14 protein-coding genes are annotated in these 16,483 nt (G+C 69.8%); 12 read left to right on the plus strand and 2 right to left on the minus strand.

Annotated elements, in window-relative coordinates:
- Positions 1-271: 271 nt before the first annotated feature.
- The 12 genes from ACK4YQ_RS14245 (at position 272) to ACK4YQ_RS14300 (ending at position 13,837) form a co-directional block, all read left to right on the plus strand.
- Positions 272-2,803 carry a TonB-dependent receptor gene (locus ACK4YQ_RS14245; RefSeq protein ID WP_409612082.1) on the plus strand — a complete coding sequence of 844 codons (2,532 nt, stop codon included), beginning with the start codon at positions 272-274 and terminating at the stop codon, positions 2,801-2,803.
- A gap of 159 nt (positions 2,804-2,962) precedes the next feature.
- Positions 2,963-4,063 carry a hybrid sensor histidine kinase/response regulator gene (locus ACK4YQ_RS14250; RefSeq protein WP_409612083.1) on the plus strand — a complete coding sequence of 367 codons (1,101 nt, stop codon included), beginning with the start codon at positions 2,963-2,965 and terminating at the stop codon, positions 4,061-4,063.
- Positions 4,064-4,121: 58 nt separating this feature from the next.
- A complete protein-coding gene (locus tag ACK4YQ_RS14255; RefSeq protein WP_409612084.1) occupies positions 4,122-4,745 on the plus strand; it encodes a class I SAM-dependent methyltransferase in 624 nt (207 codons plus the stop codon).
- 3 nt (positions 4,746-4,748) lie between these two features.
- Positions 4,749-5,321, plus strand: a complete 573-nt coding sequence (locus ACK4YQ_RS14260; RefSeq protein WP_409612085.1) for a GNAT family N-acetyltransferase — start codon at positions 4,749-4,751, stop codon at positions 5,319-5,321.
- 132 nt (positions 5,322-5,453) lie between these two features.
- A complete protein-coding gene (locus tag ACK4YQ_RS14265; protein WP_409612086.1) occupies positions 5,454-6,446 on the plus strand; it encodes an ATP-binding cassette domain-containing protein in 993 nt (330 codons plus the stop codon).
- Between the two features lie 3 nt (positions 6,447-6,449).
- On the plus strand, positions 6,450-7,268 hold the full coding sequence (locus ACK4YQ_RS14270; RefSeq protein WP_409612087.1) for an ABC transporter permease: 819 nt from the start codon (positions 6,450-6,452) through the stop codon (positions 7,266-7,268).
- Positions 7,265-8,068 carry an ABC transporter permease gene (locus ACK4YQ_RS14275; RefSeq protein WP_409612088.1) on the plus strand — a complete coding sequence of 268 codons (804 nt, stop codon included), beginning with the start codon at positions 7,265-7,267 and terminating at the stop codon, positions 8,066-8,068. The genes ACK4YQ_RS14270 and ACK4YQ_RS14275 overlap by 4 nt, the downstream gene beginning before the upstream one ends.
- Positions 8,069-8,180: 112 nt before the next feature.
- Positions 8,181-8,492, plus strand: coding sequence for a hypothetical protein (locus ACK4YQ_RS14280; protein WP_409612089.1), 312 nt, complete (start codon positions 8,181-8,183; stop codon positions 8,490-8,492).
- Positions 8,493-8,567: 75 nt separating this feature from the next.
- Positions 8,568-9,890: an MATE family efflux transporter gene (locus ACK4YQ_RS14285; RefSeq protein WP_409612090.1), complete on the plus strand. Its 1,323-nt coding sequence runs from the start codon at positions 8,568-8,570 to the stop codon at positions 9,888-9,890.
- A 60-nt stretch (positions 9,891-9,950) separates the two neighbouring features.
- Positions 9,951-11,444: an MFS transporter gene (locus ACK4YQ_RS14290; RefSeq protein WP_409612091.1), complete on the plus strand. Its 1,494-nt coding sequence runs from the start codon at positions 9,951-9,953 to the stop codon at positions 11,442-11,444.
- A 106-nt stretch (positions 11,445-11,550) separates the two neighbouring features.
- Positions 11,551-12,465: an SDR family NAD(P)-dependent oxidoreductase gene (locus ACK4YQ_RS14295; protein WP_409612092.1), complete on the plus strand. Its 915-nt coding sequence runs from the start codon at positions 11,551-11,553 to the stop codon at positions 12,463-12,465.
- Positions 12,466-12,580: 115 nt separating this feature from the next.
- Positions 12,581-13,837, plus strand: coding sequence for a DUF418 domain-containing protein (locus tag ACK4YQ_RS14300; protein ID WP_409612093.1), 1,257 nt, complete (start codon positions 12,581-12,583; stop codon positions 13,835-13,837).
- A 141-nt stretch (positions 13,838-13,978) separates the two neighbouring features.
- Here ACK4YQ_RS14300 and ACK4YQ_RS14305 read toward each other — a convergent pair whose 3' ends face one another.
- Both ACK4YQ_RS14305 and ACK4YQ_RS14310 read right to left on the minus strand, forming a co-directional pair.
- Positions 13,979-15,364: a carotenoid oxygenase family protein gene (locus tag ACK4YQ_RS14305; protein ID WP_409612094.1), complete on the minus strand. Its 1,386-nt coding sequence runs from the start codon at positions 15,362-15,364 to the stop codon at positions 13,979-13,981.
- A 26-nt stretch (positions 15,365-15,390) separates the two neighbouring features.
- Complete coding sequence (locus tag ACK4YQ_RS14310; protein ID WP_409612095.1) at positions 15,391-16,443, minus strand: DUF2855 family protein; 1,053 nt, start codon at positions 16,441-16,443, stop codon at positions 15,391-15,393.
- Positions 16,444-16,483: the final 40 nt, after the last annotated feature.

Genomic DNA, 16,483 nt, shown 5'->3' on the forward strand with positions numbered 1-16,483 from the left:
GCGATCTGCCGCGATCCCTGGATTAACAAGCCTCGAATATCGGCGATCAGTTTTGTGCGGCCGATTTGAAAGCGCGGTATTTCAGCCACAAGCGCTTCAAAACCGACACGTGCGGCAACATGCTGAGCCGCTCTGTTAGTTGACTAGCAACACCCCCGGACAGAGCGTGCCGCGCTCGTCCGCCGCTCCCCCGTGCGGGCGGGATCATCACAGCTAGTCAAACAGGGGCCCGTCCGCGCCTTTGCGCGCGCACGCCGCCTTGGGAGGCACCATGTCGTTTCATCGTCTTCGCCTGCGGAGCGCGCTCGTCGTCAGCGCTTCGGCGGCGGCTCTCGCATCTCTCGCAACCCCCGTTTTCGCTCAGGATCAGGCCGAAGAGGCCTTCCAGATCGAGGAACTGGTCATCACCGCCGAAAAGCGCGAACAGGCGCTGCAGGACGTGCCGGTCGCGGTTTCGGCCTACACGTCGAATCAGCGCGACGTGATGGGCGTCACCGGCATCCAGGACTTCGTGAATTTCACGCCTGGGATGAACTACTCGGGCACGGACCGGATCAGCCTTCGCGGCGCCGGGCGCAACACCTACCTGATCGGCAACGATCCGGGCGTGGCGACCTACACCGACGGCTTCTATTCGGCGAGTTCGTCGGAACTCTTCAAGTCGCCGCTGTTCGTCGAGCGCACCGAGATCCTGCGCGGCCCGCAGGGCACGCTCTACGGCCGCAACTCCATGGGCGGCGCCGTCAACACCATCTCCAAGCGTCCGTCCGACGTCTTCGAGGGTGAAGTCCGCGGCGCGGTCGGCAACTACGACTACACCCGCGCCGAAGGCGTGGTGTCGATCCCGGTGGCCGAGAACCTGCGCTTCAAGCTGGGCGGCAGCCAGGAATGGCAGCGCGAAGGCTTCATCGAGAACATCGGCACGGCCAACGAGGGCGCCAGCTTCAAGCGCACCTACTTCGAGGCCCAGGCCGAAGCCGAGCTGGGCGACAACGTCGGCGCCTGGGTCCGCTACAGCCGCTCCAACTGGGACGACAGCATGGGCGTGGGCGATCGCCTCGCCAACCTCGTGTCGCCCTATGAGACGACCCGCGCCATCGCCCCGATCGGCACCATGAGCCTGGTGACCAGCCCGACCCTCGGCTACACCGTGGCCAACCCCGGCGTCACCGATCCCTACACCCAGAACACCAACCGCAACGGCTACGGCCACCTGCGGGGCAACCACCTCCTCACCGCTCAGGTGACCTGGGATCTGGGCTGGGCCGACCTGAAGTACATCGGCGGCTATCAGCAGTACGATTATCAAACCGGCGGCGACTACGACAACACCAGCCGCACCGACCCGATCACGGTGAACGGCGTCCCGGGCGTCTACGTCGACTACACGACCGACTTCTACGAGACCAAGAAGTACCACTCCAACGAGATCAACCTGACCTCGAACGGCGATGGTCCGCTGAAGTGGATCCTGGGCCTGTACCAGTACCACGAGAACTACACCCAGCGGATCCAGCTCGGTAATCCGCAGCAGGCCCAGATGGCCGCCCCCTGCTACTTCGTGGGCGCGCCGACCTACTGCTCGCCGGCGGCCGCCAATCCGTCGCGCAACTTCGTCGACCAGTACGCGTCGCTGGAATCGGACGCTTGGGCCGTCTTCGGTCAGGCGACCTACAAATTCAACGACAGTTGGGCGCTGACCGGCGGCCTGCGCTACTCCTACGACGAGAAGTCCGGCTTCGAGAGCCAGCGCCTGGTGCTCTACTCGCCGGCCGGCCCGTTCGGCCCGGCGCTCGGCGCGGCCTTCGCCTGGGACGTGTCGACCGACATGGATCGCGCGACCGCGGGCGTGCAGAACTTCCGCAACGTCTCCGACAGCTGGGACGCCGTCACCGGCGTCGTCAACCTTGACTGGACGCCGGACGACGACACCCTGGCCTATGCGAAGTACAGCCGCGGCTACAAGTCCGGCGGCTTCCTGCTGGGCAGCCTGTCGCCTGACCCGCGCGGCGACGAGGAGCTGGTCGACGCCTTCGAAATCGGCATGAAGAAGACCATCGGCCGCCAGCTCATCCTGAACGGCTCGCTGTTCCTCAACGACTACGACGGTCTGCAGCTCAACCTGTCGCAGCTGAACGAGGCGGGCACCGCCGCAGCCAGCAACTTCATCAACGTCGACGCGCGCGCCTGGGGCCTCGAGCTCGAGGCCATGTGGCAGCCCATGCGGAACCTGCAGTTCCTGCTGAGCTACGGCTATCTCAACACCGAGATCACCAACGGCTGCTGCTACTACGACCCGGCCGACCCGAGCGCCGTGCTTCCCTCGGCCAAGCCGGCCGGCGGCAGCGTGACGTCCGGCGGCGTCCTGATCCGCTTCCAGGATCTGGAAGGCGCCCAGCTGGTCCAGTCGCCGGAGAACAAGGTGGCGTTCAACGCCAACTACACCTTCGACTTCACGCCCGGCTCGCTGACCCTGTCGACGAGCTGGTTCTGGACCGACGAGACCTACTACCAGCCCTTCGAGAACCCGGCCTTCCGCGTGCCGTCCTACTCCACGGCCGACTTCCGCGCCCTGTGGCGGGATGCGGACGACCGCTACTCGGTCATCGCCTACGTGAAGAACGCCTTCGACGAGGAAGGCTTCACCAGCACGGGCTCGGGCGCGCCGACGGCCGAGTTCAACAGCCCGAACGCCGGCCTGACCGTGGGCTCTGCGACCTACCTGCTGCAGAGCGGCTCGACGGTCACGCGGGGCCTGATCTACCCGCGGACCTTCGGTCTGGAACTGCAGTATCGGTTCTGATCTGTTCGGACCGATCGATACACGTGCGAGCGGCAGGGAGACCTGCCGCTCGTTTTCGTTGTATCTCCTGCGACAATCCACCCCAGGCGAGCGCCTTTAACGTCTCTCTAAGCGCTTGCCGGCATTCTGGACGTCGAGCCGCAGCTTTTGCGAACCTAGATGTCCCTGTCCGATTTCTTTTTCGATCGCGTAACGGACGAAATCCGTCAGCAGATGGACGGCGTGCTCGCGCTCGTCCAACGGCTCTCGCGTGAGCGCCTGAGCGCCGACGCGGCCGCCTGCGTGGCCGGGGTCAGCGAGGCCGCCGCCAGCGTCAACCGCCTCTTGGCCGACAGCGTCACCCTGCGGTCGGCGGCCACCGAGGGCCTGGCCCTCTCGCCCGCCCCGCAACGGCTGCATGACGTCATGGACGAGGTCCAGGCCCGCTGGCAGCAGCGCATGGCCGGCGGCGTCACCCTGCTCGTGGCCTACGACGGCGACCCCGAGGCGATGGGCGTGGTCGACGCCGAGCGCCTTGGCCGCATCTTCGACGGCTTCATCGCCCAGGCCCTCGGCGGCGCGCGCAACGGGGCGGTGGAAGCCACCCTTCGCACCACCGACCGCGGCGAGACCCTGCACCTGGAAGGCCGCATCCGCGGTCCGGGCGACGTGGCCGGCGACGGCACGCCCGACATCCTCGAGATCGAGACCCGCTACGGCCTGGAGACGGCGATCGGCATCGCCCTGGCCTACCGCATCCTGGGCGCCCTCGGCGGCGACCTGCGCATCGAGCGCAATCGCGGGGCTGGCGAGACGGTCGTGTTCGAGCTGGTCGTCCCCCGCGCCACGCCTCAGGCCGAGGCCGAGCCGGCCGAGACCGCCGCAGGCGCCCGCGCCGCGCACATCCTGATCGTCGACGACAACGCCACCAACCGGATGGTCGCCGAGACCCTTTGCGAGATGTTCGACTGCACCTCAGAGTCGGTGACCGACGGGGTCGAGGCGGTGGAAGCCGCGCGGACCGGCCAGTTCGACCTGATCCTGATGGACATCAAGATGCCCCGCATGGACGGGGTGGCCGCCTCCCGCGCCATTCGCGCCCTGCCGGGCCGCGTCGGCGCCGTCCCGATCATCGCCCTGACCGCGAACGCCGACCCCGAGGACGCGGCGGGCTACATCGCCGCGGGCATGAACGGCGTGGTCGAAAAGCCGATGAAGCCCGAGACCCTGCTGCGCGCCCTGCAGGAGGCCTTGTCCGGCGGCGCCGCAGCGGCGGCCTAGGCGCCGGGCCGCACATCGGCGATCCTCCCTGCGCAAACACGCGCCTGGGGAGGGCCACATGGCGTCATTCTACGAACGCCGCATCCTGCCGAAACTGCTGACCTGCGCCTGCTCCTCGCCGCCGATGATGAAGCAGCGCGCCAAAGTCGTGCCGCGCGCCGAGGGCCGCGTCCTGGAGCTCGGCATCGGCATGGGGCTGAACCTGGCCTACTACGACGCCGACAAGGTCACGAGCGTGTCGGGCGTCGATCCGGCCGCCGAACTGCGCGCGCTCGCCGAGGCGGCGCCGCATGACCCGCGCCTGTCGGTGAAGGTCGAGGACGGCACGGCCGAGGCCCTGCCGTTCGAGGACAGGAGCTTCGACTGCATCGTCTGCACCTTCACCCTGTGCTCGGTGCATACGCCGGCCCAGGCTCTGGCCGAGGCGCGGCGGGTGCTGAAGCCCGGCGGGCGGTTTCTCTTCTGCGAGCACGGCCTGGCGCCGGACGCCGGCGTCGCCAGGTGGCAGAGGCGCATCGAGCCCCTGTGGAAGCGCCTGGCCGGCGGCTGCCACCTGACGCGGCCAGTCGCCTCGGCCATCGCCGCCTCCGGCTTCACCATCGAGACGGTGGAAACCATGTACCTGCCGGGCACGCCGCGCTTCGCCGGCTGGAGCGAGTGGGGCGCGGCCCGGGCGGCGTGAGGCATGGACGTACGCATCGTCAAGCCGGGCCCGGAGCATCTGGCTAGCTACGCCGCGGCCCTGGAGCGGGGCTGGTCTCCGGACAACGTGCGCGGCGCGACCGCCGCGCGCGAGGAACTGGCCGCCATCGCCGCCGATCCCGTCGCCTTCCTGGCGCAGCTCGACGACCCCGAAGCCCTGGGCCCGCCGCGCACGGCGCCCGACGGCGCGGTGATGGAGCGCCTGCCCGGCTATCGCCGGTGGGTCTGGGACGGCGAGTTCGCCGGCTCCATCGGATTTCGCTGGCCGCGCGGCGGCGGCCTCCTGCCGCCTCACGTGCTGGGCCACATCGGCTACGCTGTGCCGCCGTGGAAACAGGGCCGCGGCTACGCCACCGCCGCCCTCGCCGCCATTCTCGCCGACGCCTGCAAGCTGGGCCTGACGTTCGTCGACCTGACCACCGATCCCGAAAACCCCGCCTCCCAGCGCGTGATCGTCAAGAACGGCGGCGTCCTGGTCGGGCGCTTCGACAAGCCGGCGATCTATGGCGGCGGCGCGGGTCTGCTCTGGCGCATCGACCTGACGGCGGAACCCTGACCGCGCGCCTTGCGCCCGGGACTGGACAACTCCCTCCCATGGGCGCAGCCAAACGGCCCGGCGGTTCGCCAGGCGGTCACAGGACGCGCCTATAGCGCCCATCCCGCCGTGGCGGGGCTGGCGGGGGACGACATGGCGCAGATCATCGCCGAGGGGCTGTCGAAGACCTATCGGGTGGCCGAACGCGATCCCGGCCTCATCGGCGCCGCGCGTGGCCTCTTCGTCCGCCGCCATCGCGAGATCGAGGCGCTGCGGGGCGTCTCCTTCGCCCTCCAGGCCGGGGAGCTGCTGGGATTCATCGGCCCCAACGGGGCCGGCAAGTCGACCACCATCAAGATACTCTCCGGCATACTGACGCCGACCTCCGGGCGCTGCGAGATCGAAGGGCTCACGCCCTGGCGCGACCGCATCCGCCACGTGGCGCACATCGGCGTGGTGTTCGGCCAGCGCTCCCAGCTCTGGTGGGACCTGCCCGTGGTCGAAGGCTTCGATCTCCTGGCCGCGATCTACCGTCTCGATCCCGCCGACTACCGCCGGACCCTGGACCGGATGGTCGGGCTGATGCGGCTGGAGCGGTTGCTCGACCAGCCCGTCCGCCAGCTCTCCCTTGGCCAGCGCATGCGCTGCGAGATCGCCGCCGCCCTGCTCCACCGGCCGCGCATCCTGTTCCTTGACGAGCCGACCATCGGGCTGGACGCCACCACCAAGCTGGCCGTCCGCGACATCGTCCGGACGCTGAACCGCGAGGAGGGCGTGACCGTGCTCCTCACCACCCACGACATGCACGACATCCAGGCCCTGGCCGAGCGGGTCGTCGTCATCGGCCACGGCCGGATCCTGGCCGACACCAGCATCGGGGCCATGCGCGCGCAGATCCTGTCGGAACGCCGGCTCCACGTACGCTTCGGCGGGCCGGCGCCGCGCCTCGACTTCGAGGGGACCGAGGTCCGCGCCTGCGAGGACGACCGGCTCGAACTCGCCTTCGATCCGCAGCGCACCCCCGCCGCGGCGCTGATCGCCCGGATCTCCGCCGCCCACGCCGTCGCCGACATCCACGTGGAAGAGCCGCTGATCGAGGAGGTGATCGCCCGCTTCTACGACCTGCACGACGCGCAGGAGGCTTAAGCCGTGGGGCCGTACCTGTCGCTGTTCGCCACCCAGTTCCAGCTGACGCTCCAGTACCGGACCGCGGCCGTGGCCGGGTTCGTCACCCAGTGCTGGTGGGGCGGGCTGAAGATCGCGGTCCTGTCGGCCTTCTTCGCGACAGGTCGCGCGGCCGACGCCCCGATCGGCCTGGCGCAGCTCGTCAGCTACGTCTGGCTCGCCCAGGGGCTCTTGGCCCTGCAGCCCTGGAACGGCGATCCGGCCGTGGCCGCGGCGGTCCGCACCGGCGAGGTCGCCCTGGAACGCCTGCGCCCGGTCGACACCTACTGGTGGTGGTACGCCCGCTCGGCGTCGACGTTGGTTTCGCGAGCCTTGCCGCGGGCGGCCCTGATGGTCGCCTTCGCCGGCGTCGCCCTGCCGCTCGCGGGGCTCGGCGCGTGGGGCCTTTCGCCGCCCGCGGGCCTTGGCGCGGGCCTCGCATTCCTGGTCTCTCTGGTGCTGGTCGTGGCCTTGGCGGCGACGGTCGTCATGCTGATCAACGTGCTGATCGTCACCACCATGACCGATCGCGGGGCGAACACCATGGTCGCGCCGTTCGTCATCCTGCTGTCCGGCAGCGAGATCCCCCTGCCGCTGCTGCCGGACGTCCTGCACGCCTTCCTATTCGTCCAGCCCCTGGCCGGGGTGATGGACATTCCCTTCCGCATCTACGTCGGCGACCTGACCGGCCTGATGGCCGCCGCCGGCGTCGGCCTGCAGGTCTTCTGGACGGTGGTGCTGGCGCTGGTCGGACGCCGCCTGCTCGCCCGGGCGATGCAGCGCCTGGAGGTGCAGGGCGGATGAACGGATTGCGCCTCTATCTCCGCTACGCGCGCGCCTCCGTGCGGATGCAGATGCTCTATCCGGGAGCCTTCCTGCTGCTCGCCGCGACCCAGTTCCTCAACACCCTGATCTCGATCGCGGCGATCTGGGCCCTGTTCGACCGGTTCGGCGGCCTCAGCGGCTGGCGGTTCGCCGAGGTCGCCGTGTTCTTCGCCACCGCCAACCTGTCGTTCGGCGTGGCCGACGCGATCAACCGCGGCTTCGACGTCTTCGGGCCGCAGTTCGTCAAGACCGGCGACTTCGACCGCCTGCTCCTGCGTCCGCGCACGGCGGCGCTCCAGGTGCTGGGCTTCGAGCTGCGCCTCACCAGGATCGGGCGCCTGGCCCAGGCCCTGATCGTCCTGGTCATCGCCCTGCCGCTGGCCCACGGCGACTGGACCCTGGCGCAGGGCCTGAGCCTGGCGGGCGCCGTCGCCGGGGGCGTGGCCCTGTTCAGCGCCATCCTGATCCTGCAGGCGACCCTCACCTTCTGGACGATCGACAACCTGGAGGCGGTGAACGTCGTCACCTACGGCGGGGTCGAAGCCTCGCAGTATCCGCTGGACGTCTACTGGCGTTGGCTCGCCCGCTTCCTGATCTTCATCGTGCCGCTCGGCTGCGTGACCTATTTCCCCGTCGTCTTCGCCCTGGGCCGGACCGACCCCCTCGGCGCGCCCCAGGCCCTTCTGCCCTTCACGCCGGTGGTGGGCTTCGTCTTCCTGGCGATCGCCCTGTCGGCTTGGAGTTTCGGCGTGCGGCGCTACCGCTCGACCGGAAGCTGAGGCGCCCGCGCCGGGTCTTGAAACCGCAGGAGGCGATGGCAAATTCTTGCGCGGCCGCTTCCGGCCGGCCGCCGGAGGCGCAGGAGAAAGGACGGATATCGGAGACACGGCGATGCGTTTGGCGACATCGTATGAGCTCATCCAGCAACAAGGACTGGCCGCCGCCCTGGAGCGGTGGCTGCGGCCCGGCGTCGGCTTCGGACATCCCCGCGACGTGCTGAAGGACCCCCTGCTCGACGCCGAGCAGAAGCGTGCGGTCCTCTCGTCCTGGGCCTCCGACGCCTCGGCCGTCGAAGACCAGCCGACCCTCAGATGGCTGCTCGGCACGCCCGAGCCGGTCCCGCTGGTCGATGTCCTGGAGGCCCTGGCCAGGCTCGACCGCCAGTCGACGCCATCACCCAAGCCCAGGCCCCTGGCGAGCTGACGACGCAGCAGGCTTGACCGCCCGGCCCGCGGCCTCCAGTCGAGGCGGATGGGCGAAGCGGGGCAGGACAGGGGCATGCACAGGGCGATCTGGGCGATCGCCCTGCCCTCCATGCTCACCAACGTGGCGACCGCCCTGTTCGGCCTGGCCGACATGTGGGTGATCGGGCGGCTGGGCGAGGCCGCGGCCCAGGGCGGGGTCGAGGTCGGCGCCAAGCTGCTGATGACCCTGCTAATCGTCTTCAACTTCCTGCGCTCGGGCGCCACCGCCCTCACCGCCCAGGCCGCCGGCCGCGGCGACGACGAGGCCCAGGCGGCGGTCCTCACCCGCGGCGTCGCGGCCGCCCTGGCGATCGGGGCGGTCCTGCTGCTCGCCTGGCCGGCGGTGGTCGGCCTCGGCCTGCGGATGCTGGGCGCCGAGGGCGAGGTGGCGCAGATGGCGCGCACCTATGTCGACATCCGCTACGCCGGGGGCCTGGCCTGGCTCGTCAACGCGGCCCTGACCGGCTGGCTGATCGGCCGGCGCCGGATGCGGGCGGTGCTGGGCGTGGAGATCGGCGCCAACCTGTTCCACATCGCCCTCGACCTGGCCCTGGTGCTGGGCCTGGGGCTGGGGGTCGCCGGCGTGGCCGCCGCCACCCTGGCCTCGGAAACCGCCAAGCTCGCGGCCCTCGCCGCGATCGTCGCCCGCCAGGCGCCCGCCCGCCGCGCCCTGGCCCTGGTGCGCGAGCCCGCCACCTGGAGGGCCGGCGAGCTCTCCGCCCTCTTCGCCCTGAACCGAGACCTCTTCGCCCGCACCCTGCTCTTGATGAGCGCCACGGTCCTGCTCACCCGCGCCGGCGCCCAGCAGGGCGCCGTGGTGCTGGCGGCCAACGCCATCCTCTATCAGCTCTTCATGCTCTCGGCCCTGATCCTCGACGGGTTCGAAAGCGCCGCCCAGGTGCTCTGTGGCGAAGCGCTGGGCGCGCGCGACCGCGCCCGATTCCGGCGGCTGGTCGGCGCTGTCCTGACCTGGGGCCTCGGGGCGGCCGCGGCCATTTCCCTGGCCTACCTGTTTGGCGGCCGGGGGCTGGCGGCGAGCTTCAGCGCCGATCCGCAGGTGGTGGCCGCCACGGCGGCCTACGCGGCCTGGGCCGTCGCCCTGCCGCTGTGCGGGGTCGTCTCCTTCGTCTTCGACGGGGTCTACATCGGCGCAAGCTGGACCCGGGCGATGCTGGTCGGCATGGCCGCGGCCCTGGCGGTGTTCGTCGTCCTGCTGATCCTGACGCGGCCCCTGGGCAACCATGGCCTTTGGCTGTCCTTCACCCTGTTCTTCCTGGCGCGGGCGGCGGGACAGGCCCTCATGCTGGCCCCGCTTTCGCGACGCAGTTTCACCGCGCCCGGTTTACAGTCCTCCTGAACCTCTCGAAGATGCGTACTCAAGCCGGACCCGCCGGGCGGCGTTTTCAGGGCAGGAACGATGAGTGAAGCGGCGGCGCCGTCAGGCGCCACTCTGGGCGAGGACCGGGCCGAAGCGGTCCCCAAGGCGCCGCCTCCCTCCTTCTGGACCAAGCTCGCCTACGGCTTCGGCTCGGTGGCCTATGGCGTGAAGGACCAGGGATTCGCCTACTTCCTGGTGATCTTCTACAGCCAGGTCGTCGGCCTCGACCCGCGGCTGGCCGGCCTTGCGGTCACCATCGCCCTGGCCCTCGACGCCCTCAGCGACCCGGTGGTCGGCTACTGGTCGGACAACCTGCGCTCCCGCTGGGGGCGGCGCCATCCGTTCATGTACGCCTCGGCCCTGCCGGTGGCGGCCACCTACTTCCTGCTCTGGACCCCGCCGGAGGGTTGGTCGCAGCAGGCGCTGTTCTGGTACGTGCTCGTGCTGGCGGTGCTGATCCGCACCTTCATCACCTTCTACGAGACGCCGAGCTCGGCCCTGGCGCCGGAACTCACCGAGGACTACGACCAGCGCAGCTCGCTGCTCAGTTTCCGCTACTTCTTCGGCTGGTGCGGCGGCAACGCCATGACGGTGGGCAGCTTCCTTCTGCTGTTCCCCGCCTTCGCCACGCCGGCCATTCCCAACGGCCAGTTCAACCGCGACGCCTACCAGGTCTACGGGATCGTCGCCTCGGTCCTGATCTTCGTGGCGATCGTCGTCTCGGCCGCCGGCACCCACTCGCGCATCGTCCAGCTCAAGCCGCCGCCCCCGCAGCGCAAGCTCTCCCTGCCGATGGTGTTCGCCGAGATCTTCCAGACCCTCGGCAACCGCTCCTTCCTGGCCCTGTTCGTGGCGGCCATGTTCGGCTCGATCGCCGCCGGCCTGTCGGCCACCCTGGCCTTCTACTTCCTCACCTACATGTGGGGCTTCAGCTCGCAACAGAACGGCCTCATCACCATGAGCGTCTTCGCCTCCGCGCTCATCGGGGCCACGCTCGCGCCGGTCGTCACCCGCACCATCGGCAAGAAGCGCGGCGCCATGATCATCGGCCTGATCGCCGTGCTGGGCTCGCCGCTCGCGATCATCCTGCGGCTGGCGGGGATCATGCCGCCCAACGGCGATCCCTTCATCTTCTGGTTCGTGTTCTTCGCGACCCTGATCGACGTGGGCCTGATCATCTGTTTCCAGATCCTGTCGGCCTCGATGATGGCGGACCTGGTCGAGCAGGCCGAGCTGAAGACCGGCCGCAGGTCCGAAGGCGTGTTCTTCGCCGCCTCCACCTTCATCCGCAAGATGGTCACCGGGCTTGGGGTGATGACCGCGACGACGGTGCTCACCCTCGCCCAGTTCCCCGTCGGCGTCGATCCGACCCGCGTGCCGCAGGAGGCCGTGCTGCGGCTCGGCGCCTACTACGTGCCCGTGCTGCTCGGCCTCTACCTGGCGATGATGGCGGTGATCTCGACCTACAAGCTCAACCGCCAGGAGCACGAGGAGAACCTGCGCAAGCTCGCCGAACGGCGCGCGGCCCAGTAGACGGCGCAGCGCCCCAGCGGCGCCCCAGCGCGCCCATGACAAGCCGCTCGTCCCCGCCTAAGACGGACCCCCTACGCGCGTTGCGCAACAGGCATCGGAGGACGAGATGGGCGTGCTGGACGGCAAGGTGGTTCTGGTGACGGGCGGTGGCAACGGCATCGGGCGCGAGTGCGCCCTGCTGGCCGCGCGCGAAGGCGCCAAGGTGGTGGTCAACGACCTGGGCGGCGGCGTCTCCGGCGGCGACGAGGGCTCGACCGGCCCCGCCGAGACCGTCTGCCAGGAGATCCGCGCCGCGGGCGGCGAGGCCGTGGCCAACACCGAGAGCGTCTCCTCCATGGCCGCCGTCAAGGGCATGGTCGAGCAGGCCATGGACACCTTCGGCGGCCTGCACGCGGTGATCAATCCGGCCGGCATCCTGCGCGACGGCATGTTCCACAAGATGAGCGACGCCGACTGGGACGCGGTGATCGAGGTTCACCTGCGGGGCGCCTACAACGTCACCCGCGCCACCATCGAGCACTTCCGCAACCAGGGCGAAGGCTCCTACGCCCTGTTCACCTCCACCTCCGGCCTTATCGGCAACATCGGCCAGGCCAACTACGCGGCGGCCAAGCTCGGCGTGATGGGCCTGTCGCGGATCATCGCCATGGAGGGCGCGGCCAAGGGCGTGCGCTCCAACGTCATCGCGCCCTTCGCCTGGACGCGGATGATCGCCACGATCCCCGTGAAGGACGAGGCCTCGGCCCAGCGGGTGAAGCGGATGCAGGAAGGCATGCGCGCCGACCAGGTCGCGCCCCTCGCCGTGGCCCTGGCCGCACCGTCCTGCCCGGCGTCGGGCCAGGTGTTCTCGGTGCGCGGCAACGAGGTCGCCCTGTTCAGCCAGCCGCGCCCGGTCAAGTTCGTCGCCCGCCTCGAAGGCTGGACGCCGGAAACCCTGATCGGCCACGGCATGCCGGCCATGCAGGCGAGCTTCACGCCCCTGGAAGCCTCCGCCGCCGTGTTCCCCTACGATCCGGTCTAGGTCCCTCGCCCGCTCGGCCCCCTGGCGCCGGGCGGGCGAACCTTGGCCTTTCGGCGATTGACTCGCCGCCGCCGCCGTCCATCCTGCCGCCCAAAACAACAAGGGGGGGAAGGCCATGTCGGGGGATCAGGCCGCCGAGAGCCAGCGACATCTGTCGATCGACGCCGTCCGGGGATTCGCCGTCCTCGGCATTCTGCTGATGAACATCGTGGGCATGGGCCTGCCCACCTTCGCCTACCTTAATCCGGCCTACGCCGGCGGCTCCACCGGGGCGGACCTGTGGACCTGGGCGGTCAACAACGTCCTGACGGACGGCAAGATGCGCGCCCTCTTCACCATGCTGTTCGGCGCCTCCACGGTGCTGATCGCCGAGCGCGCCGAAGGCCGTCGCCCGGGGCCGTTCCAGACCCACTATCGCCGAATGTTCTGGCTGTTCGTCATCGGCATGGCGCACGCCTACCTCTTGTGGTTCGGCGACATCCTTGTGCCCTACGCCCTGGCCGGCCTCGTCATCTTCCCCTTCCGCAGGATCCGCATCCGCACCCAGGCGATCGTCGGCGTCGCGATCCTCCTGGCGCTCCTGGGCTACCACCTGCTCGAGACCCGCATGCTCGAGCAGATCCATGCGGCGGCCCACGCCCCCGGCGCCTCGCCGCAGGCCCTGGCGGCCTGGGCGGAGATCCGGATGCTGGTCGATCCCCCCGCCGAAATGGCCGCCCAGCAGATCGCCGGCTTCGGCGGCGGCTTCATGGAGGCGCTGCAGGCCCGCGCCTACATCGTGCGGCTCCTGCACTCCACCATCCTGCTGACCGACGAGATCCCCGAGGCGATCGGCCAGATGTTCATCGGCATGGCGCTGTTCCGCTCGGGCTTCTTCACCCTGGGCTGGTCCAGGCGCGCCTATGAGGCGACCATGGCGGTCGGCTACCTTGTGGCCGCGCCGGTCACCGCCGTCCTGGCCTGGATGATCTGGAAGAGCGGCTTCGAGCCCCTGGCCCTGCACCGCCTCCAGGTCTGGCAGGCGCCCACCCGTCCCTTCGTCGCCCTGGCCCACGGGGCCCTGATGATGCGCCTGGTGCAGGCCGGGATCTGGGGCGGCCTGGTCGAGCGTCTCGCCGCCGCTGGGCGCATGGCCTTCTCGAACTACCTGATGACCTCGATCATCACGACGTTCGTGTTCTGCGGGTTCGGCCTGGGCCTGTTCGGCAAGCTCTCGCGGTTCGAACAGCTCTACGTCGTGGCCGGCGTCTGGGCCTTCATCCTGCTCTGGTCCAAGCCCTGGCTCGCCCGCTTCCACTATGGCCCGTTCGAGTGGATCTGGCGCTCGCTCGTCCAGCTTTCGCCGCAGCCGTTCGTGAAGCGGTCCGCCTAGATTGCTCGGGCGACGAGGCCGGCCTGCGCCGGAAGCTCCCCCTCGGCCGCCGCGGAGCGGCTGAGAGGGACTTCACGACTCAAGAAGCTCCTCCGGCCCTCCGGGGCGCCTCCCTCGAGGGGGAGAACCGCCCCGTGCGGATCAGGCCGCCACCCAATTGCCGTGGAAGCCGAAGGGCACCCGGCGCGGGACTTCCGCCACCGCGACCGGCCCCTTGCCTACGTCGAGGGCGTCGAACACCACGAAGTCGGAGCGGTTCTCGGCCGCCCGCCAGACCACCGCGGTGAGCCAGCCGTCGCCCTCGGCCGCATCGTCGCTGCGCGGCGTGAACACCGGCTCGGAGACGAGGTCGGGGCCGAACACGAAGTCGGTGCGCCGGTTCGTCTTCAGGTCGATGTGCGCGATGGTGTTCATCTTCACCGAGCCGGAGCGGGTGGAGTCCCCGGCGAACCAGCCGTGCCGATAGCCCGAGCCGGCCAACCGCTCGTCGAAGCGCGGGAATTCGCCGTCCAGGTCGTCCAGCGCTTCCTCCTTGATCGCGTCCGACGCGCCGGACAGGTCGAAGGTCCAGCGGGCTAGGCGCGCCGCCGACTTGCTGCCCGGCCGGCCGTCGGCCAGGGGGAACAGCGGCGCGGTGTCATAGCGGAAGACGTCGGCGTAGATCTTTCCGTCCGCCTCCCAGGCGTTCATCGGGTGGAAGACGTAGCAGGCCTCGACGTTGAACCAGCGGATGGTGGAGACGTCGGCGTCGCGGCGCATCACCCCCACATAGCCGCCCTTTTCCGGCTCCCAGGCGTAGGCCGGCAGCCCCTTCATCGCTCGCTCCAGGCTGCCGGTCAGGGGCAGGACCGGAAACAGCACGTAGTTCTCCGTGACCAGGAAGTCGTGGATCATCGCCGAATAGGGCGCCTGGAAGTCGTCGCGGCGCACGACCCGGCCGTCCGGCCCGGTGACGCCGTAGCTCATCCCGGCGCTCAGCGGCGCCTCGCCCACGCCATAGCCGAACCAGACCATCTCGCCGGACTTGGGGTCCATCTTCGGGTGCGCCGTGGTGCGCGCGCGATAGGCCTCGACGTAGGCCTTCGGCTCCAGCGTCCCCGGCTCCAGCTCGAAGGGCATGTGGCCCTCCTCCAGCGCCAGCAGCCGGCCGGCGTGGAAGACGATGTTGGTGTTGGCGACGCCGGAGTCCTTGCCCTGGGCGATCGGGTCGGTGAGCATCGGATTGAAGCCGCCGAACAGCGAGCGGCCGTGCTCGTGCTCCAGCTCCCACTTGGGCGTGCGCACATAGCGGTTGCGGTAGGCGACCTTGCCGTCCTCCACGCGGAAGGCGTGGATCATCCCGTCGCCGGTGAACCAGTGGTAGTTGGGGTCGCGCGGCTCGAACTGGGGATTTGGCCCAGTCCGGTAGAGGGTCCCTGCGAGCTCCCGCGGAATTTCGCCCTTCACCACGAGGTCGAAGTCGTCCTCGCTGCGCACGGGGGCGAAGTTGCCCGTCAGGTAGGGATTGATGCGAACGTCGCCGTCCATGGCGTAGCTCCCTTCGTATGGCCGGTTCAGTCCAGCCTGATGATATGTCCCTCGTCGGGCGCAGCGCGGCCCTCAAGCACCGCCGAATAGGCCTGCGACAAGCCCTCGGGGCCCTGGTGATGCACGAGCCGCAGCCAGGCGTTGGCCGCGACGAAGGCCTTGAGCGCTTCGGTGAAGCGCCGGTCCAGCTCGGCCGCGCCCCAGTCCTTGGCGCGCTTGCGGATCTGGTCGGGGGCGAAGAACAGCACGGGCTGCGGCCCCGGCGCGGGCTCGGCCTGCCCCTCGCCCCGCGCCTCCCAGTGGGTGCCGCCGACGATCAGGCTGCGGGACAGGGCCCCGCCCAGCGCCTTGTGCGCCGCCGCCGTCACCGACCGGTCGCCGGCGAAGTCGACGTAGGCGGCCGGCCCCTCGAGCCTCAGATCCGCCGCCGCCCCGTACGGGACCACCTCGTCGTAGAGGCCGAAGCTTTCGAGGCGCGCCTGGTTCGCCGGCGAGGTCAGACCCACCACCCGCACGCCGCGCCGTCGGGCGAGCCACGCAAGGCCCATGGCGGTCTTGGACGAGGCGCTGGACAGCACCAGCGCCTTCAGCCCGGCGTCCTCGGCCAGGAAGTCGTCCAAAAGGAACGAGGTCATGAACAGCGGCCGCAGCAGCGCGCGGTGGTCGTCCAGCGGGTCGGCGGGCGCCTCGGCGTAGGCGTTGTAGGTCGGCGGCAGCTCGGCCCGGTGGGCGCTGGCGTCCACGAATCCCTCGCCCCCCTTCGTCAGCCGGGCGACGAAGTGGCTGGACATCGGCAGGTAGCCGAACACCCGCAGCCCCTCGAGGGCGTCCGGGGCCTGCGACTTCACCACCCTGGCGAAGCCCCAGACCGGAATGCGCCCGAACGGCGCCGGCGCGGGGAAGAACTTCCAGTAGCCGAAGGCCTCGCCGATCACGCCGTAGGTGACGTTGTTGGCCGTCATGGCGAACCGCTCCACGGCCAGCAGCGCCTCGCCCGGCGCCAGGTCCGGCGCCTCGTGTTCGCGCAGTTCGGTGCGGCGCAGGTCCGTCTTGTCGACCAGCAGGTCCCAGCAAGGCATCGCGTCGTCCCTCACCTTTTACGTTGTAAATTTATTACGT

The organism is Phenylobacterium sp. (genome assembly GCF_046291545.1).
GTDB lineage: Bacteria > Pseudomonadota > Alphaproteobacteria > Caulobacterales > Caulobacteraceae > Phenylobacterium.